Raw genomic sequence first — 26,672 nt, 5'->3', positions numbered from 1 at the left:
GTTTGGAAACAAACAGAATGCTATCGCTGCATAGTTGAACAGTGATGTTCAGCAGTGTTCAGCGTAAATGTATCAGCTACCCACAGGGATTCCACCCTGCAGCAGCAAACAAAGGGGCTGAGATCAAAAGGGATCCCTCGTAGCACTTTGACCCAATTTACTGCTTGATCCTCGGCGGCCTGCCGGGTGCAGGAACCCTAGAATGGAAGTTAAGCCTACTTGCCGTGAGTGCCCATGAGCCTTTTGCCCACTTCCGCTGCTCCCCTAGCCATTGCTTCGACAGCAGCCAAGCCAAGGCGACTGGACTTCGAGGTGGTGATTGCCGGAGCTGGGATGGTGGGATCCACCTTGGCAGCCGCTTTGGGTCAGGCCGGAATCCGTGTTGGGCTGATCGAGGGGCGGGATCTCTCGCAGGGGGTGGGGCCCGATGGCCGAGCCAGCGCTTTGGCTCTGGGGACAGCCCGCATTCTGCAGCGGATTGGGGTATGGCCCCTTATGGAGGCCTGGGGAGTCTCTCCCATCCACCGCATTCAGGTCTCTGATGGGGAAGGCCCCTGGGTGGCTCAGTTGTGCCGCGAAACGCTCCAAGCGCCGGCGCTGGGCTACGTCGTGGAAAATCAAATTACCCAAAAAGCTCTGTTGCAGCGCATTCGCGAGTGCCCTTCGGTAACCCTTTTCAGCCCTGCTCAGGCGCAAAGTTTCTCCCCTGCAGCAGATCACATTCGGGTAGAGCTGGCCCAGGAGGGATCCCGGCAAACTCTGCGAGCTGCTTTGCTGGTGGTTGCAGATGGGGCCCGTTCGCGGCTGCGGGAACAGGCTGGGATCCCGTTATCCCGCTGGGGCTATGGACAGGTGTGCATCGTTTCCACCCTCACCCATGAGCATCCTCACCGGCAGGTGGCCTACGAGCGCTTTCAGGCCAGCGGCCCCTTCGCCATTTTGCCCACCCCCGATCCCCATCGCAGTTGTGTCGTCTGGACAGTTCGCCAAGCGGATCGAGATCGGCTGATGGGCTTGTCTGAGGCTGAGTTTTTGCAGGCCATCCGGCCTTGGTTTGGATCCCAGTTGGGAGCCTTGCTGGCGGCCTCTCCCAGAGCCTGTTATGAGCCACAGCGGGCCCATGCCCAAACCTACATCGGATCCCGGCTGGCTTTGGTGGGGGATGCTGCTCACACCACCCATCCGCTGGGGGGGCAGGGGGCCAACCTGGGCATGCGGGACGTGGCAGCCTTGGCCGCCCTGTTAATCGAAGCCAAACTGACAGGCCGGGATCCCGGCGATCCGGCTTTGTTAAAAGCCTACGAGCGCTGTCGCCGCCCAGAAAACGCGCTGGTTCTTTTTGCAACCGATGCTGCCAATCGCCTCTTTTCCAACCGAAGCTGGCCGTTGCTGGTCTTGCGTCGCCTGGGCCTGTGGGGACTGGAGGTTTTGCCGCTGCTCAAGCCTGCTTTGATGCGCCAAGCAATGGGGATCCGCCCCCACCAACCCCAACTCCAACAGCTCCCTTTCCCTACACCCGTGGAACCCTTGCCCACACCTGTCTGAATCCGGCCAACCTGTCACAGCCGGGCTGGGATCCTCACTAAGAGAAAGTCATTATGTCCCCAGCAGACCAAGCGCTCCACAGGGATCAAGGCTGCTCCAGGGGTAAGTCTGAAAACAGCAATGGGGCAATATTGGCCGCCTGGTTGATGGGGATCTCGTCGTTGACGGCATACTGATAAAACTGATCCAAGCGCCGACACAAACCTTCTGGGGTCAAAGCCTGCACATTGGAGCTGATGATATAGCTTTGGGAAGGAGAGGCGCGAAACGCTTGAAAGGCTTTGCGACAAAAGTCCTGCTTGGCCTCCGGGTCTGCTTGTCGCCATTCTGGCCCCGTCAGCTTTCCGGAGAGAGTAGGACTACTTGCCGCGACCAGAGGCAGTCCCGTTCCCAAAACCAGACCGCCCAGGATGAGCAGCAGGAGGATCCCTTTCAGGAACACCTGACGCCAAAAGAACCCGAGCTTTTGCCCGTTTTGCACCATTGTTGGATAGGCTAAGTGGGTAGGTTGGGATGCCATAGCACCCCTAGCCATCATATCGATCTTCCCGATCCAACTTCATCCCGTTCTCAGAAGCCGACAGCAGACCTGCTCGCCCACAGGCAAGGGTGGCAACAAGTTCTCAACCCATGGCCCGCAGCAAGCCCCGCCAAAAACAGCGCTTTCCCCATCTGCTTGGCTCCAAGTGGACTTCCGCTCAGCCCGTCATGGGTTGGCGACACTTTCAGGTCACTGCTCGCCAACAAGGGGAAGGAGGGCTGGTGTTTGCCGAGCTCAGAGCCGTCTGCGATCCCCAGGTGCGCCTCTGGGTCAACGCGGCCACCCTGAAGAACCGGGATCTTTGGCAGCCGGGCTGGACGCCTCTCGAAGACGGGATCCCCTGTGGGCGGCAGGATCCCCTTCTGGACAGGGCTGGGGGATAGTTTCTCTCAAGCTGGGGCTCAGGGATCGATTAGGATCATCTCTCTATCGATTAGGATCATCTCTCTAGTGTGGTGTTTTAATTCAGAAGCTTGAGGAGAAGAAAGCGGGATGGCCAGATGTGACGTTTGCGGAAAAGATCTTAGCTACAGCGATTATCAGTGGGCCAAGCGCTGCGCCAATCCCTACGGGAAGTCTCACCTCATCTGCTTCGACTGCTACAGTGGTTCGTCTTGTCCCATCTGCTATTCCCCTCTGGAGCCGGCAGAATAGAAAGAGGCGTTCTCAAAAGCTGCTTGTCGGTTACTCGACTCCCATCCCCCTAGCTCCTCGGAGGGGGCGATGGTCGACAAGGGTCTCGATGGTTTTCCCAAGGGAGCCGGAAAAGTGCGCATTGGCCAGGGCTACGACATCCACCGCCTCGTCGAGGGGCGCCCCCTGATCCTGGGCGGGATCCGGATCCCTTACGAAAAGGGGCTATTGGGCCATAGCGACGCCGATGTCCTCACCCACGCCATCATGGATGCTCTCCTGGGGGCTGCCGCTCTGCGGGATATTGGCTACTACTTCCCCCCTGAAGAAGAGCGTTGGAAAGGGGCAGATAGCATCCTTTTACTACAGCAAGTGGTGCAGCTGGTGGGCCAAGAGGGCTGGTGCGTTGCCAATGTAGACAGTGTGGTGGTGGCGGAGCAGCCCAAGCTCAAACCTCACATCCCCGCCATGCAGGCCCGCCTGGCAGAGGCGATGCAGATCTCCCCCAAGCAAGTGGGGGTCAAGGCTACTACTAACGAAAAACTGGGCCCCATAGGTCAGGGAGAGGCCATTGCTGCCTTCGCAGTAGCCCTGTTGCTGGAACAGAGAGGACAAGCTTCCTCTGACCTTCCCATCAGAATCTGAAAAGAACCTGGTCACCCCACTGCCTGAGCTGCCAAACTGGCAAGCAATCGCTCCCTCAAAAACGCAGAATCTGCCCAAGTCGCAGTCAAACCACCCATTACCTGGATCCCCAATTTTCCCTCTGGGAAAGGGGCCGGGAGGGGGGCTACTCCTCTAGGAGAAGGGCTGGGGGTGAGGGCCTCAGCAGCGCGGAGCGCTTGGGCCACAGGGCGCGGGATGCGGGCGAGCCGTCCCAAACTTGCTTGGAACAACGACTTGGCAAAAGAAATGGCGGGCCAAAACAACACCTCGGCAAACCGACTCAGGAGGAACCTTTTTGTCTCTCTACTAGGGATCCTTCTGCTCTGGCTCAGCGCTTGTGCCACGCCCACCCGCCCCCCCCATCTGGTTGCCACGGTGACTTCGGATCCCAAAACCTTCAACACCTATTTGGCCGCCGAAAGCTCTAGCCGCGACGCTATCGCCTACCTAGAGGCGGGCTTGGTCACCTTGGATGAGGATACCCTCTTGCCCAAACCGGAGCTGGCGGAAGGCTGGGAAGTGTCTGAGGACGGCTTGCGGTATGTCTTTACCTTGCGGGAGGGGCTGCGCTGGTCGGATGGAGAGCCTCTGACAGCAGCAGATGTGGACTTTACCTTTAACCGCATCATCTTCAACGAGCGGATCCCGACTTCTGCGCGGGATGTGAAGCGAATTGGAGAAGCCGGAGCATTGCCTCAGGTGCAGGCGCTGGACGAGCGGCGGATTGAGTTCGTTTTGCCGGAGCCCTTCGCTCCCTTTCTGCTGCAGGCCGGATCCCCTATTTTGCCCAAGCACATCCTCGAGCCCACTGTCGAGCAGTTGGACAGCCGGGGCAACCCCCTTTTCTTGCAAACCTGGGGTATCGACACGCCGGTGCAGCAATTGGTGGGGGCTGGCCCCTATGTCATGCAGGAATACACCCCTGGCCAGCGGCTGGTGTACCGGCCCAATCCCTACTACTGGAAGGGGGAAGGGATCCCGCGCATTGAACGGGTAATCCTGCGCATTGTGGACTCAGAGGACACCGCGCTGCTGCAGTTTCGCTCCGGCGAGACCGACGTGTTTTCGGTGCGGGGGAGAGATTTTCAGCTCTTGAAGCGGGAAGAAGAACGGGATCAGTTCACCATCTACAATCTCGGCCAGACATTGAACAACAGTTTCTTTGCCTTCAACCTCAGCCGCGCCCGTAACCCCCAGACCGGGCGGCCTTTTGTGGATCCCGTCAAAAGCCGCTGGTTTAACGATTTGAACTTCCGCCGGGCGGTGGCCCACGCCATGAACCGGCAGTTTTACGTCGATAGCGTCCTGCAAGGGTTGGGCCAGATCCAGCACTCGGTCTTCTCCCCCGCCAGCCCTTTCTACCTCAGCCCCGAAGAGGGCTTGCCCACCTACGACTACAACCCTGAAAAAGCGCGGCAACTGCTCCTCGATGCCGGATACACCTATGATGCGGAGGGCCACCTGCGGGATTCCGAGGGCAACCGCGTCCGTTTCACCTTGCTCACCAACGCCGGCAACAATCAGCGAGAGGCCACCGGCGCGTTGATCAAAGCCGACCTGGAGCGGATCGGCATCACCGTTGATTTTACCCCCATCGCCTTCAACACCCTGGTGCAGCGCACCGATAGCCGCGACTGGGAAACCCTGCTGCTGGGCTTTGGTGGCGGCGGTACCGAGCCCAACAACGGCTCCAACATCTGGCGCAGCGACGGCCGTTTGCACCTCTTTAATCTGGGAGATTTGCCCGGCAACCCGGCAGAAGGGGTTGAGGTCAGCGATTGGGAACGGGAGATCGACCGCATCTTTATCGAAGGGGTGCGGGAGCTAGACTTTGAAAAGCGCAAGGCCCTCTACGACCGGTTTCAAATCATCATCCAGGAACAGCTGCCCCAAATTGGCACTTTTAACCCCCTGGTTCTCTCAGCCCTGCGCAACCGCATTCAAGGGGTGGATCCCCGACCCATTCTGGGGCCATTGTGGAATTTGGATCAGCTCTACATTCAAGAGTAGAACTTCTGATGATGTGGGTGATGTGGGATAGGGAGAGGCTGTCTGAACTGTTGAGTTGTGTCCCTATCGCCACATTTGGCAGGTGAAACTTAGTTGTAGGTTGGGTTGCGGATGTCCTGAATTTTGCAACTATTTCACCGTCAACTCCACGTCCCCCGCACTCCTGAGAATGTTGATCCCCACCCCTCCTGACTGCAGATAGAGACCGATGTCCAGGGATCCCTGGCCCACCTGCACATTCTCAAGGATGACGTGGGGCAGCCACAGGGGCAGAGTGGGCTTGGTCAAATGCACCCGTTGGGCCAGCCCGTCGATCTCCAGCCCCAGACAAGCCTGCAGCAGCAAAAACACACTGGCCGCCGCCCAAGACTGGGGCAGACAGGCCACCGGATAAAGGGTGGGGCCCTCCCGCTGTCGCCGCCGAAAGCCACAAAACAGCTCAGGCAGCCGCTTCAGCTCCAGAAACTGGCTGGCATCGAACAGCGCCGTCAAAACCCGCACCGCTTCGCCCTTGAAGCCATAGCGAGATAAGCCTGCGGCAATCAAGGCGTTGTCGTGGGGCCAGATGGAGCCGTTGTGGTAGGACATGGGGTTGTAGCGGCCCTCTCCCTCCGGCACCGTGCGGATCCCCCAGCCGCTGAAGAAAGCTGGCTCCAGCAGTTGCCGGGCAATGCGGGCGGCGTGCTCGGGATGGGCGATCCCCGAAAACAGACAGTGGCCCATGTTGGAGCTGCGCACCCGGCAAGGTTGCTTCTGGCCATCCAAAGCCAGGGCATAGCCCCCCAACTCTTCGCACCAGAAGTGATCCCAAAACTGCTGCTGCAGCTTTTCCGCTTGTTGCCGCAACTGGGCTGCTTGCTCTTGCCGCCCCAGCAGCTCGGCCATCTCTGCTGCCAACTGCTTAGCTTCGTAGGCATAGCCCTGCACCTCGCACAGGGCCAAGGGGGGTTCTGCCAGGGATCCGTCCGGGTAGAAGATGGCATCTTCAGAATCTTTCCAGCCCTGGTTGCGCAGGCCCCGCCGCGCCTTGCCGGCATACTCCAAAAAGCCGTCCCCGTCCGCATCCCCGTAAGTGTCCATCCAGTGCAGGGCTGCTTCGATGTTTGGCCAGAGCTGCCGCAACAGCTCTAGATCGCCGCTGCGGCGCACGTAGCGCCCTGCCAACACCACAAACAAAGGGGTGGAGTCAATGCTGCCGAAATAATTGCCAAAGGGGATCTCGCGCGTCTTGGCCATCTCGCTGGAGCGCTGCTCATGCAGGATCTTGCCAGGCTCGGCATCGCGGCTGGGATCCACCTCCTGGGCCTGGTGGGCCGCCAGATACAGCAGCACCCCCCGCGCCAAGTCTGGAAACCACCAGAGAGTGGCCAGGGCGGTGATCAGGGCGTCGCGCCCGAAGACCGTGGTAAACCAAGGCACCCCCGCATAGGGATAAAGCCCGTAGGGAGTGCGGGTGAGCATCATCAGCAGATCATCCCGTGAGGCGTTGAGCCAATCGTTAAACTGAGCATTGCCGGTGTCGATCCGGTGGGCTTGCGCCCGCAAGGAAGCCCTTTGCTCCCGCTCCGCCTGCAGAGCCTCCCGGTAGGTCAAAGGGGCAATCTCCTCCCCGCCGTAGCTGCAGATCACCCTCAGCTCCAAATCCCGTTCCTCCTGCGGGGCCAAAGGCACCCACCACTGCGCCAGCTTCTCCGACACTAGCTCCGGCGCCGGCAAAAATTGCAACTGGGTTTGCCGCTCCACTCCATCCAAGCCGCGGTAGCGGAGAACCACTCCCTCAGGGTTCACCTGGGCCGGCAGCACTTGACCCCGCTGGGCCCGTCGGATGCCCCGGATCTCAAAAATATCGGCAAAGTCCGCCTCAAAGCGCAGGGTAATCGGCACGCGAAACGGCTCCGAGCCGTAGTTGTGAATGCGAATGCGCTCGTAGGCTACGTTGTTCCACAGAAAAGTAGTCCGTAGAACATGCAGGGTATCTTGACCGATAAACTGCCCCTCTGAGGTGGTGAACTCCGGGTTGGTCAGATCCACCGCCAAAATATCTTTGTCTTCCCGCACCTCTGAGCTGAGCAGCAGGAACTGCTTTCCCTGCAAGTCCAACACCCAGCGGGACAAAAAGCGGGTGTCGTCCCGGAAGAGGCCATGATCCCGGATGCCGAGGGGGCGCATGTTCCCTCGCCGGTCAAAGATGGCAAAGCAGTTGTCATGCTTGAGAACATGAGAGCGTGCCTCCACCCAAGAGGCGCTGGCCCGGATGTAGTACTGATCTTGAATTTGGATGATGTCTTCTGCCATCTCGGTCTCTTGTTTTCGATTCTCATGCAACCGAAAGAGAGAGGGAGCAAGGTTCAGCTCAGATGGCGGCGATAGTCGACACCGCTTTCCAAGGGCCCTAATAGGCTAGGCTGCCGTCCTCGAGGCCAGTTGCCGCTCGTTTACCAGTTGGTGGTAGAGAGCCTCATAGTCCGACACCATCCTCTCCACGCTAAACCGCTCCTCAAACACCTGCCGCACCCCGGCTCGGCTTAGGGATCCCACCTTCTCCACAGCCTCCACTGCTTCCTCCACCGAGTCGACAATAAAGCCGGAGCGCCTGTCGGCCATTACCTCGGGTACTGAGCCAAAACGGGTGGCAATTACCGGCGTGCCACAGGCCATCGCTTCAATCATCACCAGCCCAAAGGGCTCCGGCCAGCGGATGGGAAACAGCACCGCATAGGCCTTGCCCAAAAACTCGCTTTTCTCTTGGTCGGTGATTTCCCCTATGATCTCCACATTGGGGTGGCGACTGGCCAAAGGCTTAATTTCTAACTCGTAGTACTGGCGATCCACCGCATCGATCTTGATAGCAGCCTTCAGCGGCATCCCAGCCCGGACGGCAATTTCAATAGCCGTATCCAGCCCTTTTTCCGGGGAGACCCGGCCCAAAAAGGCCAGGTAGTCCCCCTTTTCTGGATAGAAACGGTGGAGATCCAGGGGCAAGCCGTGGTAGACCGTCCCCACCCAGCGGGCCTGGGGCAAAGGCAGCCGCTGGGCATTGGAGATGGAGACCACCGGAATGTCCTGAAACTCGGTGTAGAGGGGCTGCAGCTCCGGAATGTCCAGTCGCCCGTGTAGGGTGGCCAAAAAAGAAACCTGCGGGTGGCGACGGGCCAGGGCATAGGGATAGTAGTCGATGTGGCCGTGGATAATGTCAAACTCGTCGGCCATCTGAAAGGCTTTCTCGACCATCAAAACATGAGGAGCCACTGTGTCGATGGCCGTGGGATCCAAACGCAAAGCCCGCTCCCGAAAGGGGATTAGACGCGCTTGGGTTTGGGAGTCGCCGCTGGCGAACAACGTCACCTCATGCCCCCGCCGCACCAGCTCTTCGGTGAGCCAAGACACAACTCGCTCGGTGCCGCCGTAGAGCTTGGGGGGCACACTCTCATGCAAAGGGGCAATCTGAGCAATGCGCATAGCTATCCTCCACACCAAATCATCACCGCTCAGGGCTGTCTGCCAGACCGGGCTCACTGGCATTTCCGGCTGCTCCTAGGGAGAGCTTCTCACCCACGCCATGAGCTGCAACGTTCTTCAAGGGCAAAGCCAGGCCCAACCTTTATCGTAGCCAGCCAAGCCTGTTGGATGGGTCTTGTCGGAAAGCATCTCATTTTCTGGCCTGACAGTTTTTGTCCAGAGGGGAAGGGGCTACACCTCACCGGCGCGTTCGCGCAAGCGTCGCGTAGCGATAACGAGCTATGCCCAGTTGCTGCCGGGGAGGCTGCTGGAGCCGGCCATAATGGGGAAACGCCATCCTAGCTGTGGCGGACATCCTTTGCGAGAGCTTGCCTGCATCCATGCTGGAGCACGACATCGTCATCATTGGGGGAGGGCTGGCCGGTTGCCGGGCGGCTTTGGAAGCTATGCGACGGGATCCCAACCTCGACCTGGCCTTGGTATCCAAAACCCATCCCATTCGCAGCCACTCGGTAGCAGCCCAAGGGGGCATTGCCGCCGCCTTACAAAATGTCGATCCGCAAGATTCCTGGGAAGCCCACGCCTTCGATACCGTCAAGGGATCCGATTACCTAGCGGATCAAGATGCGGTGGAGATTCTGGCCCGGGAAGCTCCTGAAGTGATCATCGACCTAGAACACTTGGGGGTCTTGTTCTCCCGCCTGCGGGATGGCCGCATTGCCCAGCGGGCCTTTGGGGGACACAGCCACCCGCGCACCTGTTATGCCGCCGACAAAACTGGGCAGGCCATTTTGCACGAGTTGGTGAGCAACCTCAAGCGCTTTGGGGTCAAGCTCTACAGCGAATGGTATGTGCTGGATCTGATCCTGGAGGACAACCAAGCCCAGGGCGTGGTGATGTTGGAGCAGGCCAGCGGGCGGCTGGAGGTGGTGCGGGCCAAGGCGGTTATGTTGGCTACAGGCGGCTATGGGCGCATCTACAACTCCACGTCCAACGACTTTGCTTCCACCGGCGATGGCATGGCAATGGTGGCGCGGGCCGGCCTGCCTCTGCAAGATATGGAGTTTGTGCAGTTTCATCCCACGGGCCTGTATCCGGTGGGGGTGTTGATCTCAGAGGCGGTGCGCGGGGAGGGGGCCTATCTGATCAATGGGAAGGGGGAGCGCTTCATGGCCGCCTATGCCCCCAGCCAGATGGAATTGGCCCCACGGGACATCACCTCGCGGGCGATTGTTACGGAGGTGCGGGCCGGGCGCGGTATTGACGGCAAAGATTTTGTCTACTTAGACCTGCGGCATCTGGGGGCAGAAAAGATCCACACTCGGCTGCCCTTCTGTTGGGAGGAGGCCCATCGCCACTTGGGCATCGATGCGGTTGTCGATCCCATTCCAGTGCGACCGACGGTGCACTACTGCATGGGCGGGATCCCGGTGACGGTGGAGGGGCAGGTACTGCGGGATGCCCAAACCCGTGTGGAAGGGCTGTTCGCTGCCGGTGAAACGGCCTGTGTTTCGGTGCATGGGGCTAATCGGCTGGGCAGCAACTCTCTCCTGGAGTGCGTTGTTTTCGGGCGGCGCACAGGGGCAGCCATGGTAGAAGCCGTCAGAGGTCGAGCCTTGCCGAAAGTGGACGAGGGATCCCTACTCAAACAGGCCGCCAGCCGGATTGCCGGGCTCCTGGAACGATCAGGGAAGAGCCGCATTGATCAGGTGCGGCGGCAATTTCAAGATTGCATGACCGAGCATTGCGGCGTCTACCGCACCGAATCGGTTCTCCAAGAAGGGATCCAAACATGGCAACAGATCCGCCAGCGTTACGAGCGGGATTTGCATTTGGACGATCGGGGCAAGGTGTGGAACACCGAGCTGATCGAAGCGCTGGAGCTGGACAACCTCATGACGGTGGGGGCTTTGATCCTCGCCAGCGCCCTGGAACGGCGGGAAAGCCGTGGCTCCCACGCGCGGGAAGATTACCCCCAACGGGACGATCAACGGTTTTTACAACACACCTTGGCTGCCTTTCGCGAGGGATCCCCGCAGATCAGCTATCGCCCCGTGGTGATCACCCGGTTTCCCCCTCAGGAGCGAAAATACTAACTTTCCAGAGGCCTCCCAGGCCGATTAGGATTGCTCTATCGTTCCCGTTAGCAGGATGGAGCCCCTTTCAAAATTATCCAATATCTAGGGATTCCATCTTCGCCAGCTTGAAATCTCGTCTACTGCCGGAGGGCCAGCCATGCAAGAAACCCTGGAGAAAGCAGCCGTCGCCCTGCAAGCGGAGCTGAATCTGGAGCCTTTTTGGATGCCCTTTACGGCCAATCGGCAATTTAAAGCCAACCCGCGCCTGTTGGTGGCCGCCCGAGACATGTACTACACCAGCCACGATGGCCGCCAAATCCTAGATGGGACTGCCGGGCTGTGGTGTGTGAATGCCGGCCACTGCCGCCCCCAAATTGTGGAAGCGATCCAACAGCAGGTGGCCCAACTGGACTACGCCCCAGCTTTTCAAATGGGCCATCCCAAAGCCTTTCAACTGGCAGAGCAGCTCATCCAGCTCACTCCTGCCGGACTGGATCACGTTTTTTTCACCAACTCTGGCTCTGAGGCGGTGGATACGGCCCTGAAAATGGCCATCGCCTACCATCGCTTACGCGGACAGGGATCCCGGCAGCGGCTGATTGGCCGAGAACGGGGCTACCACGGCGTTGGCTTTGGGGGCATCTCGGTCGGGGGCATCTCCAACAACCGCAAGTTTTTTGGCAGCCTCATTCCCGGCGTAGACCACCTACCCCACACCCACAACCTGGAGCAAAACGCCTTTAGCCGCGGCCTGCCTCGCTGGGGATCCCACTTGGCAGAAGACTTGGAGCGGATCGTCGCTCTCCACGATGCCAGCACGATTGCAGCGGTGATCGTAGAGCCGGTTGCCGGTTCAACGGGGGTGTTGCTGCCGCCGGTGGGCTATTTGGAAAAGCTGCGGGCCATTTGCGACAAATACGGCATTCTGCTCATCTTCGATGAGGTGATCACCGGCTTTGGGCGTCTGGGATCCCCTTTTGCGGCCAATTACTTTGGGGTGGTGCCGGATCTGATTTGCTGTGCCAAGGGCCTCACCAATGGCACCATCCCGATGGGCGCAGTGATCGTCAAGCAAGAGATCTACAGCGCCTTCATGGAGGCTGCTGGTTCCGCTGATGACCTGCACCGTCCAGGGGACAACAGCAGGACGCTGTCCTGGAGCCCCATCGAGTTTTTCCACGGCTACACCTACTCCGGCCACCCAGTTGCCAGTGCCGCCGGCTTGGCTACCCTGAACCTGTATCGAGAAGAAGGCTTGTTCGAGCGGGCTGCCAACCTCGCTCCCCTCTGGGAGGAGGCTCTCCATTCCCTACGGGGCTTGCCTCATGTCATCGATGTGCGCAACCTCGGCTTGGTGGGGGCAATTGAATTGGAAGGGATCCCTGGCCGACCGACAGCGCGGGCTTTTGAAGCGTTTTTGCGCTGCTACGAGCGGGGGGTATTGATTCGCACCACAGGCGATATCATCGCTCTCTCCCCACCTTTGATTATCCAGGAAACCCACATTGAACGCTTAGTCACCACCCTGAAGCGAGTTCTTCAAGAGCTACCTTAGTCCTGAATCGACAAGAGAGACTGCCTGAGGGAGTTAGAAGCTTCTGGGGCTGGGCGTCGGCGAAGGACTGGGAGAGGGACTGGGTCTGGGCGAAGGGGATACCGAGGGAAAGGGATTGGGGGTGCCGGTCGGCGTTGGCGAAGGGGAGGGACTGGGCGCGGGCAACACCCGCAAGGGAGCTTTGGCCGAAGCGATTCGGCCCTGGGTATCCGCCACCATTGCCGTCACTTCATAATCCCCGGTGGGAGCAGAAGTGGGAATGGTGATGGGGATGGTGCCAATGCAGGCTCTGCTGTTGGGCTGACAGCCGACGGCAGCGGCAGTGAAATCAAAGGTGAGGGTGAGGGGGCTTTGTCGGATTTCCACCCGGAAGCTGATGCCGGCCCCCAAACCTGCAGGAGTCGTCACGGCCACCAGCACGTTGAAGGGTACCGTCTGTCGCGCGTCCGTCAGGGCCACCACGGCAATCGAAGGCGGCTCTGCTGCAAAGGAAGCAGTGGGAGAGGGGCTGGGAGTGGGGAAAGGATTCAAGAGGGGAGTGGGGGTCGGGGTAGGCAGAGGGGTGGGCGGCGGCGTAGGGACAGGACTGGGGATGAGGAAAGGAGTGGGCGTTGGAGCCACCACCGCTATCGGCGTGATGGTAACCGCAGGCTGTTCGCCGGCATCTTCTTGGCAAGCCACAAGTGACAACGACAGAAGAGCGGCTACACTGGCCCTTATTACAGAGGAGGCTGCTAACGTCCAGCTCTGACGGAACCTATGGGGCTGCTGTCTCATGGGGTTTGACTCCTCACAACACAAAGCTTTGGGATCCTGCCGGTTCTGGGAGAGCCGAGCCTTGGTGGTGTCCAACTCAAAAACTCGGCCAGGCTGCTTCTCAGCCACAGCAGCGCTTACACGCTGCTAACACTATAGATAGAGTCTTAGCTTTTTGCAAACCCCACCTGTGGACTCCCCCTTCGGGGGTGAAGCTAGACAGAGGGGAACGACCTGGGCCGAGTTAGACTGGTAAGCGTGACAGCAAGACGAGGATCCATGGCAGCAAGGGCGGGAGCAGAACCATCTTCTGGCTGTGGAGAAGCAGAGGGGCAGACTGCCGTTGGCGTTGATGCCCTGTACCCCTCAGAAAACATCAGCGGGGCGGGGTATGCCCGGGAAGAGCTGCAAGAGGCTTGCGGGGTCTTTGGCATCCTGGCTCCAGGAGAGGAGGTGGCCAAGCTGGCCTACTTTGGCCTATTTGCCTTGCAGCATCGCGGCCAAGAATCGGCAGGGATCGCCACTTTTGAGGGATCCTTTTGCCGGGTTCACAAGGCGATGGGCTTGGTCTCCCAGGTCTTCGATGAAGTGAACTTGGCCCAACTGACCGGGGATCTGGCGGTTGGTCACACCCGCTACTCCACCACTGGATCCAGCCGCGTGGCCAATGCTCAGCCGGTGATCGTGGAGACTCGCCTGGGGCCGCTGGCTCTGGCCCACAACGGCAATTTGGTCAATGCGGAAGAGCTGCGGAAGGAACTGGAGGCCGCCGACCGGCACCTAACCAGCAGCACCGACTCCGAGTGTATTGCCCACGCCATTGCCCAGGCGGTGAACCAAGGTCAAGATTGGATCGCGGCCACTTGCCAAGCTTTGCGCCGCTGTCAGGGGGCTTTTAGTCTGGTGATCGGCACGCCAGAGGGCCTGATCGGGGCACGGGATCCCTATGGGGTGCGTCCGCTGGTGTTGGGGCTTTTGAGCAGCAACCCCGCTCTGGATGAGCTGCTGCAGTCAGAGATGCTGGAGATCATCTGCAGCGACGGCACCCTCAGCCACCCCGAGGCCGAGCCGCTGCATTATGTATTGGCTTCAGAAACCTGTGCTTTGGATATCATTGGGGCCGACCCTCTGCGGCAGGTGGAGCCGGGAGAGTTGGTGTGGATCAGCCGTCAGGGGCTGCAATCGGTGCGTTGGGCGGAGGCCACCCCCAAGCTGTGCATCTTCGAGATGATCTACTTCGCCCGCCCAGACAGTTGGATGCACGGGGAAAGCCTCTACTCCTACCGGGTGCGGCTGGGAGAACAACTGGCCAAGGAGGCTCCGGCAGAGGCCGACTGGGTGATCTCCGTTCCCGATTCCGGCACGCCGGCGGCCATTGGCTATGCTCGCCAATTGGGGATCCCTTACACCGAAGGGCTGATCAAAAATCGCTACGTGGGCCGCACCTTTATCCAGCCCACCCAATCCATGCGGGAGCGGGGCATTCGCATGAAGCTCAACCCCCTGGAGGACGTGCTGCGGGGGAAGCGGATCGTGATTGTGGACGACTCGATTGTGCGCGGCACCACCAGCCAGAAAATCGTCAAAGCCCTGCGCCAGGCGGGGGCCACCCAAGTCCACATGCGCATTTCCAGCCCCCCGGTCACCCATCCCTGCTTCTACGGCATCGATACCGATAGCCAGGATCAGTTGATTGCTGCCAAGCATTCCGTAGAGGAAATCGCCGAGAAGATTGGAGTGGATTCTTTGGCCTACCTGAGCTGGGAAGGCATGCTGGCTGCCACGGGCCGGGATCCCAACTCGTTCTGCTCCGCTTGCTTTACCGGCCACTACCCCATCCCCATCCCAGAAGGGCTGAAGCGCTCCAAGCTGGCCCTGGAACTGGTGGCTACTGGCAAGAGCCGCTAGGCTGCTCAGGGATCCCCGCTAGACTGAGAAGAAGAATTGCTTGGGGCAAGCCATGACTTTTCGCCTACGCCAATTGGGGGATCCCATCCTGACGCAAGTGGCCGAGCCGGTGACGGAGTTCAAAACGCCGGCCTTGCAGGATCTTATAGAAGGTATGCTGGCTACCCTGAAAGAGGCGCAGGGGGTGGGCTTGGCTGCTCCTCAGGTGGGATCCCTGCTCCAAGTGCTGATCGTGGCCTCTCGTCCCAATCCCCGCTACCCGGAAGCGCCGCAAATGCAGCCTCTGGTGATGGTTAACCCCCGTCTGCTGGCTTGCAGTTCTGACCAGGTGCTGGGTTGGGAAGGCTGCTTGAGTGTGCCCAATTGCCGTGGTCTGGTGGCCCGCGCCCGCGAAGTGGAGGTGGAGTATTACACTCCAGAAGGCGTTCAGCAAAGGGTGGTCTGGCAGGATTTTCCGGCGCGGATCTTTCAGCACGAATACGATCACCTGATGGGTCGGGTGTTCCTGCAGCGGCAGCCTCGGCAACTGCTTACCGAAGCCCAGTACCAAGCCCAGATTTTGGGTCAGCCCGCCTGAGGGATCCCACCATGCCCTACATGGTTATCTACGACGGCCTCTGCAACCTCTGTGCCACCGGCGTTCAGCTCTTGGAGCAACTGGATCGCGGACGGCAGTTTTGCTATGCCCCCATGCAAGATACCTCTACCCTGGCTCAATGGGGGATCCCACCGGAGCAGGTGGAGCTGGGAATGATCCTCATTGACCTGGAACAGCCGGAGCGCCGCTGGCAGGGATCCGCTGCCATTGAACAAATTGCCGCCCTTTTGCCGAGCGGGGAGGTGTGGCTGGCTCTGTACCGCAACTTTCCTGGCTTGAAGGTTCTGGGGGATCGAGGCTACGAACAGATCCGGGATCACCGCTACGAGTGGTTTGGCCGCCGTAACACCCCATACCTATCTGTCTACCCTGCTTGTGTTTCCTGCCGGGATCCCTTGGCCGAGGCTGAGGGAAAAGCTGCAGCACCAGCCGCCGGCAAGGCAGAAGCAAGCCGATAGCCAAAATGGAAGTTCCCTCTTCCTCAGCTCGCTATCTTGGATCAGGGAATTTGAAAAAGGATTGAATTCCTGTATCAAAGGTTAACCTTTCTAAGGGAATTCCCTGAACTGGTCTTGACCCTCTCTAAGCCCATAGCCAGAATAGGAACAAAGCAGCCAAAGGGGGGATGAGGCGTGCCTACAGTTACTGATAAAGATCTGGGCAATATCGATTGCAGTTTAGAGATCCTCCAGCCGGTTTTGAGAGGCAAGGATCCCAGAAGCGCAAACGGCGCCATCAAATGTTTTAGCCATTACAACGGAAAAGGCAGAGAGCTTCTCCTCCAAACCCTAAACCAACCTCTGGATTGGGAAAAGCAGTTTGCTCTCTGGACAACCCTAATGGATTCGGGTGATCCCCAACTTATCCAAATCGCGAAAGCCTATCCGGTTACCCTTCGTCCGGTGGGAGATCTGGGGGCAAAATTGGAGGCTGGCGAGCGAGATTTCCGCTGGGCGGATTTGAGAAAGGCCAACCTCAGTCAGCGAGATCTGAGTGGGGCAGACTTGAGAGGAGCAAACCTAAACCGCGCGAGACTGAGCCAGGTGAATCTCAGCCATGCCAACCTGAGCGGAGCCAATCTAACTCAAGCAGACCTCAGCGGGGCCGATCTGAACGGAGCCAACCTGAGCGGAGCCAACCTCCTGGGCACCAACCTCATCGGCGCCAGCTTGCTGGGGGCCAACCTAACGGACGCCAACTTGAGGTGGGTTGTCATTTCTCCCAAAACGCAGATGGATCTCAAGTGGCACCTGGTGTGGACAATCATCAACGGCGTTGCCCAGGGGGAAAGCCTAGCCCAAGCCGACTTGAGCGGAGCCAACTTGGAGCGGGCCGACCTGAGGGGAAGAGACCTGACGCGAGCAAATCTCAGAGGGGCGAGGCTGGCCGCGGCCAACTTGAGAGGAGCCAACCTCAGCCAAGCCAACCTCAGCGAGGCCAACTTGGAGGGGGCCGACTTGACTCAGGCCAACCTGCGGGGAGCCAAGCTGGAGCTGGCGAACCTGCGCAGAGTTCTCGTCTCTTCTGAGACACAGCTGGATCCCAAGTGGCGCTTGGTGTGGGAGCTCGTCAACGGCCGTGCTCAGGAAAAAAAACTGAACCACGTTGACTTGAGCAGGGCTATTCTAGAGCGGGCCGACCTGAGGGGAAGAGACCTGACGCGAGCAAATCTCAGAGGGGCGAGGCTGGCCGCGGCCAACTTGAGAGGAGCCAACCTCAGCCAAGCCAACCTCAGCGAGGCCAACTTGGAGGGGGCCGACTTGACTCAGGCCAACCTGCGGGGAGCCAAGCTGGAGCTGGCGAACCTGCGCAGAGTTCTCGTCTCTTCTGAGACACAGCTGGATCCCAAGTGGCGCTTGGTGTGGGAGCTCGTCAACGGCCGTGCTCAGGCAAGAAACCTGATCTATGCCGACCTGAGCAGGGCCAATTTGAGCCAGGCTGACTTGAGCGGAGTCAAGCTTACAGGGGCGAGCTTGGTGGAGGCTGACCTGAGAGGAACTAACCTCAGCGGGGCAAATTTGAGGTGGGCAGAGTTGGGCAAAGCCAATCTGAGTCAGGCGGACTTGAGAGGCGCCAACCTCAGCCAGACCAATCTGAATAAGGCAAACCTGGAGGGAACCAACCTCTGTGGAGCCAGCCTGATCAAGGCTGAACTGGTCAGGGCCAAACTGGTGGGGGCCAAATTGGTCGGCGCCAAGCTCATTGGAGCCAACTTGAGCAAGGCCAGCTTAGTTGGCACCGACCTGAGGGAGGCTAACCTCATCGGCACCAACCTCAGCGAGGCCAAGCTGGGCAGGTCGGGTTTGAACTTGCTTGATGTCAATGCTCCCAGCCCTCTGCGCTACCTGAGCCAAACGGACTTGAGCGGGGCAGATCTGAGGAAAGCCAACCTGAGCCGGGCAGACCTTAGCCAAGTCAAGCTCATCGGAGCTAACCTAAGCCGAGCTTCCCTAAGCAGAGCCGATCTCAGCGGGGCTGACCTGAGCGCAGCTAGCCTCAACAAGGCCAAGCTAGGAGAAGCCAACCTAACCCAGACCAAGCTGGGCAGAGCCAAGTTACGTAACGCTTACCTCAGCGGTGCCGACCTCAGCGGGGCCAACCTGAGGGGGGCAGATCTGAAATTGGCCAACCTGCGACGCTCTATTCTTTCTCCAGAAACTCAGCTCGATGCCAAGTGGCATCTTGTGTGGGAACTGGTCAATGGTCGGCCCGACAACAGAAACCTGGAGGGAGCCGACTTAAGCGGAGCTAACTTGAACTGGATCGACTTGGGCGGAGTCAAGCTGGTCGGCGCTAATTTAAGCGGGGCCAACCTTATTGGAGCCAATCTCAGCGGGGCCGATCTCAGCCGAGCCAATCTCAGCGGGGCCGATCTCAGTTGGGCTGACCTGAGCTATGCCAACTTGGAAGGCTCCAACCTGGATCATGCCACTGTAGAAGGCGCAAACCTCAAAGGCGCAAGACTTGATTTCAAGTGGAAATGGATCTGGCTGTCCCTCTGGCTTAAAGGTTTGGCGAGCGTCTGGTTTGGTTACCGCGATGTCCCTCGCCTGCTTCCTCCTGCTACCTCGGATCCCCACCGGCATCCTCTAGCCAAGGGAAACTAATGGTTGGCTCCCTCAATTTCTTTGGTTAGGGCCACGCGGCTTTGTGCCCTAGCAAAACTTTTCAAGCCAAGAGGACTGCTCTAGGATAAAGCATGTTCTTCTGAGGAGAATCCCCACAGTGTCGCACTTCACCAGCATCAAGGTTCAGTTCAAAAATAAAGAGATCCTGAAAGGCGCTTTGGTTGCCCAAGGTCACGAGGTCTTGGAAAACACTTATGTCCGGGGGTATGGAGGGAACCGTGTCCAGGCAGATCTGGTGGTTAGGCGCAGCAACGGCTACGACATTGGCTTTCGCCAACGGGGGGACAGCCTGGAGATGATTGCCGACTTTTGGGGAACGGGAGTCAGCGCTGAGGCTTTCTTAGCGCCAATCCGCCAAGCCTATACCCGCGAGCAGCTTCTTGCGACGGCCGCGGAGAAGGGATTTACGGTAGAGTCGGAATCTGTGGATGAAAAAGGGCAGATCAGGATTGTGTTGGGGCGCTGGGCTTGAGGAGGCATTATGGCGGAATATCAACAGGTTGAATACATCATCGACAAAGATGGCAACGTGATTGAGCGCGTGCTCAATGTCAAAGGCAAGGGCTGCCTTGAACTAACTGAGGAAATAGAAAGGGCATTGGGCACAGTTCAAAAAAGGGAACTGTTGCCTGAATATGACCAGGTACCAGTCATAGAAGAAGATGTCCAGCGTCAGGTGGAGCGTCTATGAATGCCCCAAACCCCTTTCTTGATCCCCTGTCTAGTTTAACCAAAGGGATCCAAAAGACTCTGGCTAGGATTCCATTTTGGAGTCGTAACTCTGAAATGAAAAGTCATGATGCCCTGCTGCGCAATCTCATGCAGGCTGCCGGTATCTCAACCTGGCGAGAGCTTCGACAAAAGGCCAAACTGAGTCGAGGAGCCCTAAATGCCCTGAGAACTGGACAGGCCGAAAAGCTGAAGTTAGCCGATCTCAATCGAGCGGCCAGCATTTTGCAAGTACCCTTGCCGAACCTTATTCAGGATTTTAGCGGAATTGAGCTAGCATCGGAGTCTGTAGAAACGGCTCAGGAATTGCAGCGGCTGCACAAACAGCTAGAACAGCAGGAAGGGCAATTGCGCCATCAAATCCGCGCCGAACTGGTGGAAAAGCTCAAGCCTCTTTTGGTGCAATATCCTACCCTGCAGCAGGTTGTGCAGAGGCGACCGGATTACCCCGCGCAGCAAGTCTTGGCTTTGCTGACCTGTCTGGGCAACTTGTTGGAAGACTGGCAGTTGGAAACCATTGGCCAGGTGTGGCAACAGGTGGCCTATGACCCAGAAAGCCACCAGCCCGATGAAGAGGATATCCAGGCGGGAGAGCCGGTCTACGTTCGCTTTGTGGGCTATCGACTTAGGGATCAAGTTTTAGTTCGAGCCAAAGTCAGTCGCACTCTACCTTCCTTGGCAGCATGACGACGTTGGCTATTGATTTTGGCACTTCCAATACGGTGGTCTGTGCCTACCAAAACCAAAAACCCCTTGCAATCGATATACCAGGGATCACCCACCGCTACGACGGCAGCCCCCCTCTAATTCCCTCGGTTCTCTTTGTCGGCCAAAATCAGCAATTTTTGATTGGGGCACCTGCCCAGGCCAAACGGGATCCCAAGCGCCTATTCAAAGGCTTTAAGCGGGATCTCTCTCAACAATTCCAGCCGGCTCCAACCTATGTGGATGGACAGGCCTACACAGCCCAAGAGGCCACGCGGATCTTTCTGCAGCAGCTTCTTGCCAAACTCCAGGCAGAGGGCTGGCAGCCCGATAAGGTGATCTTGACCGTGCCGGTGGGAGCCTACGAGGGCTATTTGCACAACCTGCAAGAGGTGTTTGGCTCCCTAGGGATCCAACAGGTCGTGTTCCTCGACGAGTCCACCGCGGCTGCTTTGGGCTACGGGATCCAGGAGCCGGGATCCCTGATTTTGGTGATCGATTTGGGGGGCGGAACTCTCGACCTCTCTTTGGTCAAAATCTTGAAGCCAGAGCAGGGCACTGCTTACCGAGCTGAGGTCATTGCCAAAACTGACCGGGCCTATGGCTGTGGCGGCGTCGATATCGATATCTGGATTGCCGAATGGGTGCTGGAGCAGTTGGGCCGCAAGCGACAGCAGGTCCCGGCCAGCAGCTTCCAGGTTCTGTGCGAGGTTGCCGAGCGGCTCAAGATCCGCCTCTCCAGCCATTCTCAGGCCAGCGAGGCCTGGCTGGATGAAGACTCCTTTGAGACCCACACTTTAACGCTTCAGCGCGAGCAACTCCAGGAGCTGTTGGAAGAGCGCGGCCTGCTGACGCGGCTGAGAGAAGCCATCGATGAGGTCATCGAGAAAGCCCACAATAAAGGGATCTCTAAACGAGATATCCACCAGGTGGTGTTGGTGGGTGGCACCAGCCTCATCCCAGGAGTGCAGCATCAGGTCATTAGCCTCTTTGGCCGCGACAAGGTCAAGTACCACAAGCCGTTTGAGGCAGTGGCCCACGGCGCTCTGGCCTTCACCCAGTTTGCCCGCCTTCAAGATCATCTCCGCCATACCTATGCCCTGCGGCTCTGGAATCCCTATTTGCAGGCGCCCGACTTTTTCCCTCTCTTTAAGAGCGGCACGGCTTATCCTGCCACGGTGGAACTGCCTCCCTTGCAGGCCAACGCCAATGGGCAAAGCCACATCAACCTGGTGGTTGGTGAGATGGCCGAGGAAGGGGCAACTGAGGTTGTTTACGATCCCGACGGTCGGATGCAGATCCGCAACAGCACCGCAGCTTCTAGCTTTCGTCCCCTTGGGATCCACAACCAGCTTTCCATTCCCCTCAAGCCGCTAGGGCGGGTGGGAGTGGATCGTTTGCAGGTCACCTTTGCCGTCGATGCCGGGCGAACTTTGCGGGTAACGGTAGTAGATTTGCAAACTCAAAAGACCCTTATGCAGCAGCAGGTGGTTGGAAGGTTAACTTGAGGTTAGGGATGGAGGTTAGGGATGGCGGAAAACTTTGATCCTGTTCTGGGTGGACAGCAACCAGCCGGATCCGATCCGGTCATGGGAGGCTTGGTGGGCATTGAGCAAGCCCTGGGCAGTCCGAATCCCAAGGTGAGAATCCAAGCAATCAAGGGTGCTCTGAGGTACGGATCCAGAGGGGCCGAGCTTGTTATCCAAGCCCTGCGAAATGATCCCAACTGGGAAGTGCAGTTTGCGGCTTGGGAGACGCTGCTGGAATCGAAGGATCCGCAGCAGGTGCAGGTGGCAAAGTCCCATCGACTTCCCCTCCGACAGGTTGGAGATGTCCGAGCAAGGTATAAAGCGGGAGAGCGGGATTTCCGCTGGACCAACCTGAGCGGGGCCGACCTGATTGAGGCCAACCTGAGCGAGGCCAACCTGATTGGGGCCGACCTGAGCAGGGCCAACCTGAGCCAGGCCAACCTGAGCGAGGCTGACCTGAGCGGGGCCAACCTGATCTGGGCCGACCTGAGCGAGGCTGACCTGAGCGGGGCCAACCTGAGCGGGGCCGACCTGAGCAGGGCCAACCTGAGCCAGGCCAACCTGATCTGGGCCAACCTGAGCGGGGCCAACCTGATCTGGGCCGACCTGAGCGAGGCTGACCTGAGCAGGGCCAACCTGATTGGGGCCGACCTGAGCAGGGCCAACCTGAGCCAGGCCAACCTGAGCTGGGCCGACCTGAGCTGGGCCGACCTGAGCCAGGCCAACCTGAGCTGGGCCGACCTGAGCTGGGCCGACCTGAGCTGGGCCGACCTGAGCCAGGCCAACCTGAGCCAGGCCAACCTGAGCAGGGCTGACCTGAGCCAGGCCAACTTGAGGGGAGCAAAGCTGGGTGGCACGAACCTAAAGGGGGCAAACCTATGGGGCGCAAAACTAAGTCCCGGCTAGGGTCAATTCGCCGACTTGAAAGGGGCCATCCTCCCCGACGGAGCCATCCATCCCTAGCCTGATCCCTTGGCTACACTACCTACAGCCGCTCTCAGTGGATCCATGAGTCCCTCAGATCTCGCCTTTGCCAGCAATCACCAAGACATCCTCACACTGCTGGACTTAGTGGTTCGCGCCCGCTACCCTTTGATCTACCTGGTTACTCCCGAAGAAGCCCCGGCAGAGGAGCTCCTGCAAGTTCTAGCCGATTCCCTCAAGCCCAAGCGCAAACTCCTAATCTGGGATATCGTCTCCGGCTGGTCAGATAACGGCCAAAACAAAGGCCAATTGATGCCTGCTCTGGGCCGCATCGGCGCCATCAAAGAGGACGAGGCGGTTATTTGTGTTCTCAAAGACCTAAACCCCACCCTGAGAAATCCGGAACGCTCGGACAATTACCCCGTCATCCGCTACCTGAAAACCCTGGCCAGAGAGAGCCGCCACAGCCGCAAGTCCATCATCCTCTTGGGCCAAGAAGCCGTTGTCCCTGCCGAGCTGCGCGAGGAAATTGTGGTCTATGATTTTCCCCTGCCCAGCATCGCCGAAATTGAGCGGATCATTACCCGCGCGATCCCTGCCCGTCAACTGGAGCTAAGCGGCCCGGCGCGGGAACAACTGGTTCGAGCCTGCCAAGGACTGACTCGGCAGCGCATTGAGCGGATCCTGGCCCGCGCCCTAGCCGCCAAGGGCAAGGTCAGCGAGGGCGATATTGACCTTGTTCTGGAAGAGAAAAAACAATACATCCGCCAGACGGAAATCCTGGAGTTTTACAACCCCTCCGAGACCTTGCAAAATGTCGGCGGCCTGGAAAACCTCAAAGCCTGGATTCGGCAGCGCCGCAACAGTTTTAGTGCCCAGGCCCGTGCCTATGGCTTGCCCAGTCCTAAGGGCATTTTGCTGGCCGGGATCCAGGGCACCGGCAAGTCTCTATGTGCCAAAACCATAGCCCGCGAGTGGCGCATGCCCTTGCTCAGGCTGGATGTGGGGCGACTCTTCGGCGGGATCGTCGGCGAAAGCGAAAGCCGCGTGCGCCAGATGATCCAAATTGCCGAAGCCATGGCCCCTTGTGTGTTGTGGATTGATGAGTTGGATAAAGCCTTTGGCGGCGTCAACAGCGAGTTTTCAGGGGATTCGGGCACCAGCAAGCGGGTCTTCGGCAGCCTGATCACCTGGATGCAGGAAAAAACCAAACCCGTTTTTATTGTTGCCACCGCCAACAATGTCCGCATCTTGCCGGCCGAGCTGCTGCGCAAAGGCCGGTTTGACGAAATTTTCTTCGTCAATTTGCCCAACCAACGGGAGCGGGAGGAGATCTTCCAAGTCCACATCCAGCGGCTGCGGCCCAACCGCGTGCGGGATTTTGCCTACCCTGAGCTGGCCATGGCCAGCGAAAACTTCAGCGGCGCAGAAATTGAGCAGACCATCTACGATGCCATGCACATGGCCTTCAACCAGGATCCGCCCCGCGAGTTTACCCAGGAGGATATTCTCGGCGCCATTCGCCAAACCGTTCCCCTGGCCGCCATCGCCCGCGACCAGATTCAAGACTTGAAAGCGTGGGCTGCCGAGTCAGGAGCACGTACCGCTTCCCAAGATCAAAAGTTGATTCAGGAGCTACGGACCATCGTCCAGAAGAGAGGGTTAGGCTACATTGAAGTTGATAGTCCCCCATCCTTTTCCTCTCCACCTCCTGCCTAAGCTGTTTTGGTCGGCTCGTTCCGAGTTGTGGCAGCTCCGTGGAAGTAGGCTTGCAAGCATTTTTTCCTGCAAGACGCGGAAAAACTCCGGTTGCCGCTCCGCTTGAATTTGCTGCCTGTGGATTAGCCCCCGTTAAATCCGTCCGGGGAAGCCGCCGATTGATCTGAGCTGCTCAGGTGGCCCCTTGTTGGATTAACTTCCGGCAGCTCCCAGGCAGGGCACTGGGATCGGATCCCGCACGTTAGCGTGCAGGACCGATGGTTTTGCACTTTTCGTATCCTTGACTACAGATTTTTTGGTAGGATTGATCGTGTAGAGGTACTGGTATGTAGAGCAGCCTTATGAGTGCAATCGCTGAAATGAGGGGGACAAGTCTCCTGGCCCGCCATCGCCAAAACATAGCAGCCTCCCTGGCCCGTCGTTTGGAAGCAGCTAGGGCGGCCAACAACACCCGCTTGATGGAGCTGCTGAAACAAGAAGAGCGGCAGCTGGCAGCCGAGTACGGCGGCAGGGATCCCTTCTCTTCAGCGCTCTTCAGAGGACTGCGCCACCTTTGGCAGAGCCTGAAGGCAGTCTTGGCGGCCTGCGATGAACTGCGGGTGCGGCAGTGGGTAGATGGCAGCGGCATGGTCTGGTGGTCTGTCCAAGACCCAATCACGGGAGAGCGCCTGTGTACCCATTCCGAGGGGGAGCTCATGGAGTGGATCGAGAAGCACCAGCGAGAGGATTAGTCTTCGCGGCTAGGACTTGCCTGAGCACCAATAGCCAGTGTTTCCCCTGGCGCTTCGTGCGTGTCCCAGTCTTTCCAGCTTGGGGAGGAAGGGAACAAAAAGTTTCACGGCTAGGCCGGGGCAATGGCCACCTGAGAATCCAAATTGATAAAAAAATTGATAGAATTACGAAGACTCATCATCTGCTTTAGGGGGGCTGGGATGGTTTGGCAATTGTTGACTTGGCCGGCCCAAAGTTTGCTTTGGCTAGCAGAGCAGATCCAAGAACGCGCCGAAGCGCAGCTGGATAGCAAAGAAAACCTGCAAAAAGAACTGACAGCCCTGCAAATTCAGCTGGATTTGGGAGAAATTGACGAAGAAACCTACGCCCGCCGAGAAGAAGAGATTTTGTTGGCCCTGGAAGCCTTAACCCAAGCAGAACAAGAAGCCGAAGCATAGAGTTCTGCCGGTGGGCCTGGAAGGGATCCCTCAGCATTGCAGGGGGGCAGAACATGGGAGAATGAGCTTCTGTACACCCCCGTCTTTTCTACCCTGGGCTGTTTTCAATGACTGGATCCCATGAAACCTTGGTGCTCCGCGACGAGCAAAACCAGCCTCTCAAGTGCGAGATCCTGCGGCAGGTGGTCATCGACGAGCAGACCTATGCTCTGGTGACTCCCGTTGATGCTGTGATCAAAGTGCTGGTTTGGGAAGGGGAAGAAGAACCCAGCCAAGCGGTGAACGGCGATGCCAACATGGAAGGGATCCTGGACGAGCCGGATCCCGAAGAGCTACAGGCTGCCCTGCCCACCATCCAGGCTGTCTTGGGGGAGTTGAACCTCACCTTGCAGCAAAATGGCTTCGACATCCTCACGGTTCAGGGGGAATTGCCCCCAGTCGAAGAGGAAGATGTTTTCGAGCTGGGCGAGAGCGAGGAAGATGCCCAGGAGTTTCAACTGCTAGCTACCTTTTTCTACCAAGAGAAGAAATACGGCATCTTTACCCCCCTCGATCCCGTTTTGCTCTTCGCCGCTCTGCCTGACGAAGGGGATCCCTACCTGCTCACCCCCGATGAGCCGCCAGAGCTTTTTGATCAGCTCTATGCCCTGCTGCTGGATCTCGATGAGGAATGGGAAGACGGAGATGACGAAGAAGATGAAGACGAAGATTAGGCGGTCAACCCCTTCTGTTCTGCCGAGTTGGATACTCCTGCCCAGCCAGTCGCCTCGGCGGTGCGGAGCACCATAGGGATAGAGGTGGTGAAACTACCCGGTAAAACTTGCCCAGAGTTTTTCACCAGCCACTCCAGACCCGTCTCAACATCTGTCGGGGGCGTCGGATCTGCGGGCCAAGGGTCAGAATAAGCCAGCCTCAGACCAGCCGCCTGAGCATTGCGTAGCGAAGGAGCATGACTCTAGTCAATAATAAGCTCAACTATACTGAAAATAATGTATAATATGTTCAGTACGGATTACTACC

At 58.5% G+C, this 26,672-nt stretch carries 23 protein-coding genes; 19 read left to right on the top strand and 4 right to left on the bottom strand.

Annotated features, from left to right (window positions below):
* Window positions 1–234: 234 nt before the first annotated feature.
* Window positions 235–1,545: a UbiH/UbiF/VisC/COQ6 family ubiquinone biosynthesis hydroxylase gene (locus NW849_RS07685; RefSeq protein ID WP_414357006.1), complete on the top strand. Its 1,311-nt coding sequence runs from the start codon at window positions 235–237 to the stop codon at window positions 1,543–1,545.
* An 85-nt stretch (window positions 1,546–1,630) separates the two neighbouring features.
* Here NW849_RS07685 and NW849_RS07680 read toward each other — a convergent pair whose 3' ends face one another.
* Window positions 1,631–2,065 carry a hypothetical protein gene (locus NW849_RS07680; protein ID WP_148202694.1) on the bottom strand — a complete coding sequence of 145 codons (435 nt, stop codon included), beginning with the start codon at window positions 2,063–2,065 and terminating at the stop codon, window positions 1,631–1,633.
* A gap of 110 nt (window positions 2,066–2,175) precedes the next feature.
* Here NW849_RS07680 and NW849_RS07675 point away from each other — a divergent pair, with 110 nt between their 5' ends.
* The 3 genes from NW849_RS07675 (at window position 2,176) to NW849_RS07665 (ending at window position 5,395) form a co-directional block, all read left to right on the top strand.
* Window positions 2,176–2,469, top strand: coding sequence for a TIGR02450 family Trp-rich protein (locus tag NW849_RS07675; RefSeq protein ID WP_414357005.1), 294 nt, complete (start codon window positions 2,176–2,178; stop codon window positions 2,467–2,469).
* Between the two features lie 385 nt (window positions 2,470–2,854).
* The gene (gene ispF / locus NW849_RS07670; RefSeq protein ID WP_414342922.1) at window positions 2,855–3,364 is read left to right on the top strand and encodes a 2-C-methyl-D-erythritol 2,4-cyclodiphosphate synthase; all 510 of its coding nucleotides are present in this window, start codon (window positions 2,855–2,857) and stop codon (window positions 3,362–3,364) included.
* 255 nt (window positions 3,365–3,619) lie between these two features.
* Window positions 3,620–5,395, top strand: a complete 1,776-nt coding sequence (locus NW849_RS07665; protein WP_414357004.1) for an ABC transporter substrate-binding protein — start codon at window positions 3,620–3,622, stop codon at window positions 5,393–5,395.
* A 129-nt stretch (window positions 5,396–5,524) separates the two neighbouring features.
* Here the strand turns inward: NW849_RS07665 and NW849_RS07660 are convergent, their stop codons facing one another.
* Window positions 5,525–7,690, bottom strand: coding sequence for a glycogen debranching N-terminal domain-containing protein (locus NW849_RS07660; RefSeq protein WP_414357002.1), 2,166 nt, complete (start codon window positions 7,688–7,690; stop codon window positions 5,525–5,527).
* Window positions 7,691–7,795: 105 nt separating this feature from the next.
* Window positions 7,796–8,917 carry a glycosyltransferase family 4 protein gene (locus NW849_RS07655; RefSeq protein ID WP_414357001.1) on the bottom strand — a complete coding sequence of 374 codons (1,122 nt, stop codon included), beginning with the start codon at window positions 8,915–8,917 and terminating at the stop codon, window positions 7,796–7,798.
* Between the two features lie 317 nt (window positions 8,918–9,234).
* On the opposite strand from NW849_RS07655, the gene NW849_RS07650 reads away from it, so the two are divergent.
* Both NW849_RS07650 and NW849_RS07645 read left to right on the top strand, forming a co-directional pair.
* On the top strand, window positions 9,235–10,950 hold the full coding sequence (locus NW849_RS07650) for a succinate dehydrogenase/fumarate reductase flavoprotein subunit (RefSeq protein WP_414357007.1): 1,716 nt from the start codon (window positions 9,235–9,237) through the stop codon (window positions 10,948–10,950).
* Between the two features lie 139 nt (window positions 10,951–11,089).
* A complete protein-coding gene (locus NW849_RS07645; RefSeq protein ID WP_414356999.1) occupies window positions 11,090–12,487 on the top strand; it encodes an aspartate aminotransferase family protein in 1,398 nt (465 codons plus the stop codon).
* A 33-nt stretch (window positions 12,488–12,520) separates the two neighbouring features.
* Here NW849_RS07645 and NW849_RS07640 read toward each other — a convergent pair whose 3' ends face one another.
* Window positions 12,521–13,168 (bottom strand): hypothetical protein, encoded by a 648-nt coding sequence (locus NW849_RS07640; protein WP_414356998.1) that lies wholly within the window; start codon window positions 13,166–13,168, stop codon window positions 12,521–12,523.
* A 354-nt stretch (window positions 13,169–13,522) separates the two neighbouring features.
* Between NW849_RS07640 and purF the strand changes: the two genes are divergently transcribed.
* From purF to NW849_RS07575, 13 genes are all read left to right on the top strand, one after another.
* Window positions 13,523–15,151: an amidophosphoribosyltransferase gene (gene purF / locus NW849_RS07635; protein WP_414356997.1), complete on the top strand. Its 1,629-nt coding sequence runs from the start codon at window positions 13,523–13,525 to the stop codon at window positions 15,149–15,151.
* A gap of 52 nt (window positions 15,152–15,203) precedes the next feature.
* Complete coding sequence (gene def / locus NW849_RS07630; RefSeq protein WP_414330398.1) at window positions 15,204–15,728, top strand: peptide deformylase; 525 nt, start codon at window positions 15,204–15,206, stop codon at window positions 15,726–15,728.
* An 11-nt stretch (window positions 15,729–15,739) separates the two neighbouring features.
* Window positions 15,740–16,207 carry a thiol-disulfide oxidoreductase DCC family protein gene (locus NW849_RS07625; RefSeq protein ID WP_414356996.1) on the top strand — a complete coding sequence of 156 codons (468 nt, stop codon included), beginning with the start codon at window positions 15,740–15,742 and terminating at the stop codon, window positions 16,205–16,207.
* 381 nt (window positions 16,208–16,588) lie between these two features.
* Complete coding sequence (locus NW849_RS07620) at window positions 16,589–18,856, top strand: pentapeptide repeat-containing protein (protein WP_414356995.1); 2,268 nt, start codon at window positions 16,589–16,591, stop codon at window positions 18,854–18,856.
* A gap of 118 nt (window positions 18,857–18,974) precedes the next feature.
* Window positions 18,975–19,349 carry a DUF1257 domain-containing protein gene (locus tag NW849_RS07615; protein WP_099812548.1) on the top strand — a complete coding sequence of 125 codons (375 nt, stop codon included), beginning with the start codon at window positions 18,975–18,977 and terminating at the stop codon, window positions 19,347–19,349.
* 9 nt (window positions 19,350–19,358) lie between these two features.
* Window positions 19,359–19,568: a DUF2997 domain-containing protein gene (locus tag NW849_RS07610; protein ID WP_099812547.1), complete on the top strand. Its 210-nt coding sequence runs from the start codon at window positions 19,359–19,361 to the stop codon at window positions 19,566–19,568.
* A 95-nt stretch (window positions 19,569–19,663) separates the two neighbouring features.
* Window positions 19,664–20,293: a helix-turn-helix domain-containing protein gene (locus NW849_RS07605; protein ID WP_168173627.1), complete on the top strand. Its 630-nt coding sequence runs from the start codon at window positions 19,664–19,666 to the stop codon at window positions 20,291–20,293.
* Window positions 20,290–21,819: an Hsp70 family protein gene (locus NW849_RS07600; RefSeq protein WP_414351930.1), complete on the top strand. Its 1,530-nt coding sequence runs from the start codon at window positions 20,290–20,292 to the stop codon at window positions 21,817–21,819. Before NW849_RS07605 ends, NW849_RS07600 begins: the two co-directional genes overlap by 4 nt.
* Before the next feature lie 21 nt (window positions 21,820–21,840).
* On the top strand, window positions 21,841–22,746 hold the full coding sequence (locus NW849_RS07595; protein WP_414356993.1) for a pentapeptide repeat-containing protein: 906 nt from the start codon (window positions 21,841–21,843) through the stop codon (window positions 22,744–22,746).
* A 102-nt stretch (window positions 22,747–22,848) separates the two neighbouring features.
* Window positions 22,849–24,483, top strand: a complete 1,635-nt coding sequence (locus tag NW849_RS07590; RefSeq protein ID WP_414356992.1) for an AAA family ATPase — start codon at window positions 22,849–22,851, stop codon at window positions 24,481–24,483.
* A 341-nt stretch (window positions 24,484–24,824) separates the two neighbouring features.
* A complete protein-coding gene (locus tag NW849_RS07585; RefSeq protein ID WP_414342319.1) occupies window positions 24,825–25,214 on the top strand; it encodes a hypothetical protein in 390 nt (129 codons plus the stop codon).
* Window positions 25,215–25,415: 201 nt separating this feature from the next.
* The gene (locus NW849_RS07580; RefSeq protein ID WP_414356991.1) at window positions 25,416–25,652 is read left to right on the top strand and encodes a gas vesicle protein GvpG; all 237 of its coding nucleotides are present in this window, start codon (window positions 25,416–25,418) and stop codon (window positions 25,650–25,652) included.
* A gap of 107 nt (window positions 25,653–25,759) precedes the next feature.
* Window positions 25,760–26,365, top strand: a complete 606-nt coding sequence (locus tag NW849_RS07575; RefSeq protein WP_414356990.1) for a DUF3727 domain-containing protein — start codon at window positions 25,760–25,762, stop codon at window positions 26,363–26,365.
* Window positions 26,366–26,672: the final 307 nt, after the last annotated feature.

It is taken from the genome of Synechococcus sp. R55.3 (assembly GCF_047461975.1).
Classification (GTDB): Bacteria; Cyanobacteriota; Cyanobacteriia; order Thermostichales; family Thermostichaceae; genus Thermostichus.
The sequence above is the reverse complement of the archived record's forward strand: the minus strand, read 5'-3'. Positions and strand labels throughout refer to the sequence as shown.

What these genes read in the sequence shown, in the direction of transcription:
- NW849_RS07685 (WP_414357006.1), top strand. Translation starts at nt 235, where the DNA reads ATGAGCCTTTTGCCCACTTCCGCTGCTCCCCTAGCCATTGCTTCGACA.
- NW849_RS07680 (WP_148202694.1), bottom strand. Translation starts at nt 2,065, where the DNA reads ATGGCATCCCAACCTACCCACTTAGCCTATCCAACAATGGTGCAAAAC.
- NW849_RS07675 (WP_414357005.1), top strand. Translation starts at nt 2,176, where the DNA reads ATGGCCCGCAGCAAGCCCCGCCAAAAACAGCGCTTTCCCCATCTGCTT.
- NW849_RS07660 (WP_414357002.1), bottom strand. Translation starts at nt 7,690, where the DNA reads ATGGCAGAAGACATCATCCAAATTCAAGATCAGTACTACATCCGGGCC.
- NW849_RS07655 (WP_414357001.1), bottom strand. Translation starts at nt 8,917, where the DNA reads ATGCCAGTGAGCCCGGTCTGGCAGACAGCCCTGAGCGGTGATGATTTG.
- NW849_RS07650 (WP_414357007.1), top strand. Translation starts at nt 9,235, where the DNA reads ATGCTGGAGCACGACATCGTCATCATTGGGGGAGGGCTGGCCGGTTGC.
- NW849_RS07645 (WP_414356999.1), top strand. Translation starts at nt 11,090, where the DNA reads ATGCAAGAAACCCTGGAGAAAGCAGCCGTCGCCCTGCAAGCGGAGCTG.
- purF (WP_414356997.1), top strand. Translation starts at nt 13,523, where the DNA reads ATGGCAGCAAGGGCGGGAGCAGAACCATCTTCTGGCTGTGGAGAAGCA.
- def (WP_414330398.1), top strand. Translation starts at nt 15,204, where the DNA reads ATGACTTTTCGCCTACGCCAATTGGGGGATCCCATCCTGACGCAAGTG.
- NW849_RS07625 (WP_414356996.1), top strand. Translation starts at nt 15,740, where the DNA reads ATGCCCTACATGGTTATCTACGACGGCCTCTGCAACCTCTGTGCCACC.
- NW849_RS07620 (WP_414356995.1), top strand. Translation starts at nt 16,589, where the DNA reads ATGGATTCGGGTGATCCCCAACTTATCCAAATCGCGAAAGCCTATCCG.
- NW849_RS07610 (WP_099812547.1), top strand. Translation starts at nt 19,359, where the DNA reads ATGGCGGAATATCAACAGGTTGAATACATCATCGACAAAGATGGCAAC.
- NW849_RS07605 (WP_168173627.1), top strand. Translation starts at nt 19,664, where the DNA reads ATGAAAAGTCATGATGCCCTGCTGCGCAATCTCATGCAGGCTGCCGGT.
- NW849_RS07600 (WP_414351930.1), top strand. Translation starts at nt 20,290, where the DNA reads ATGACGACGTTGGCTATTGATTTTGGCACTTCCAATACGGTGGTCTGT.
- NW849_RS07595 (WP_414356993.1), top strand. Translation starts at nt 21,841, where the DNA reads ATGGCGGAAAACTTTGATCCTGTTCTGGGTGGACAGCAACCAGCCGGA.
- NW849_RS07590 (WP_414356992.1), top strand. Translation starts at nt 22,849, where the DNA reads ATGAGTCCCTCAGATCTCGCCTTTGCCAGCAATCACCAAGACATCCTC.
- NW849_RS07585 (WP_414342319.1), top strand. Translation starts at nt 24,825, where the DNA reads ATGAGTGCAATCGCTGAAATGAGGGGGACAAGTCTCCTGGCCCGCCAT.
- NW849_RS07580 (WP_414356991.1), top strand. Translation starts at nt 25,416, where the DNA reads ATGGTTTGGCAATTGTTGACTTGGCCGGCCCAAAGTTTGCTTTGGCTA.
- NW849_RS07575 (WP_414356990.1), top strand. Translation starts at nt 25,760, where the DNA reads ATGACTGGATCCCATGAAACCTTGGTGCTCCGCGACGAGCAAAACCAG.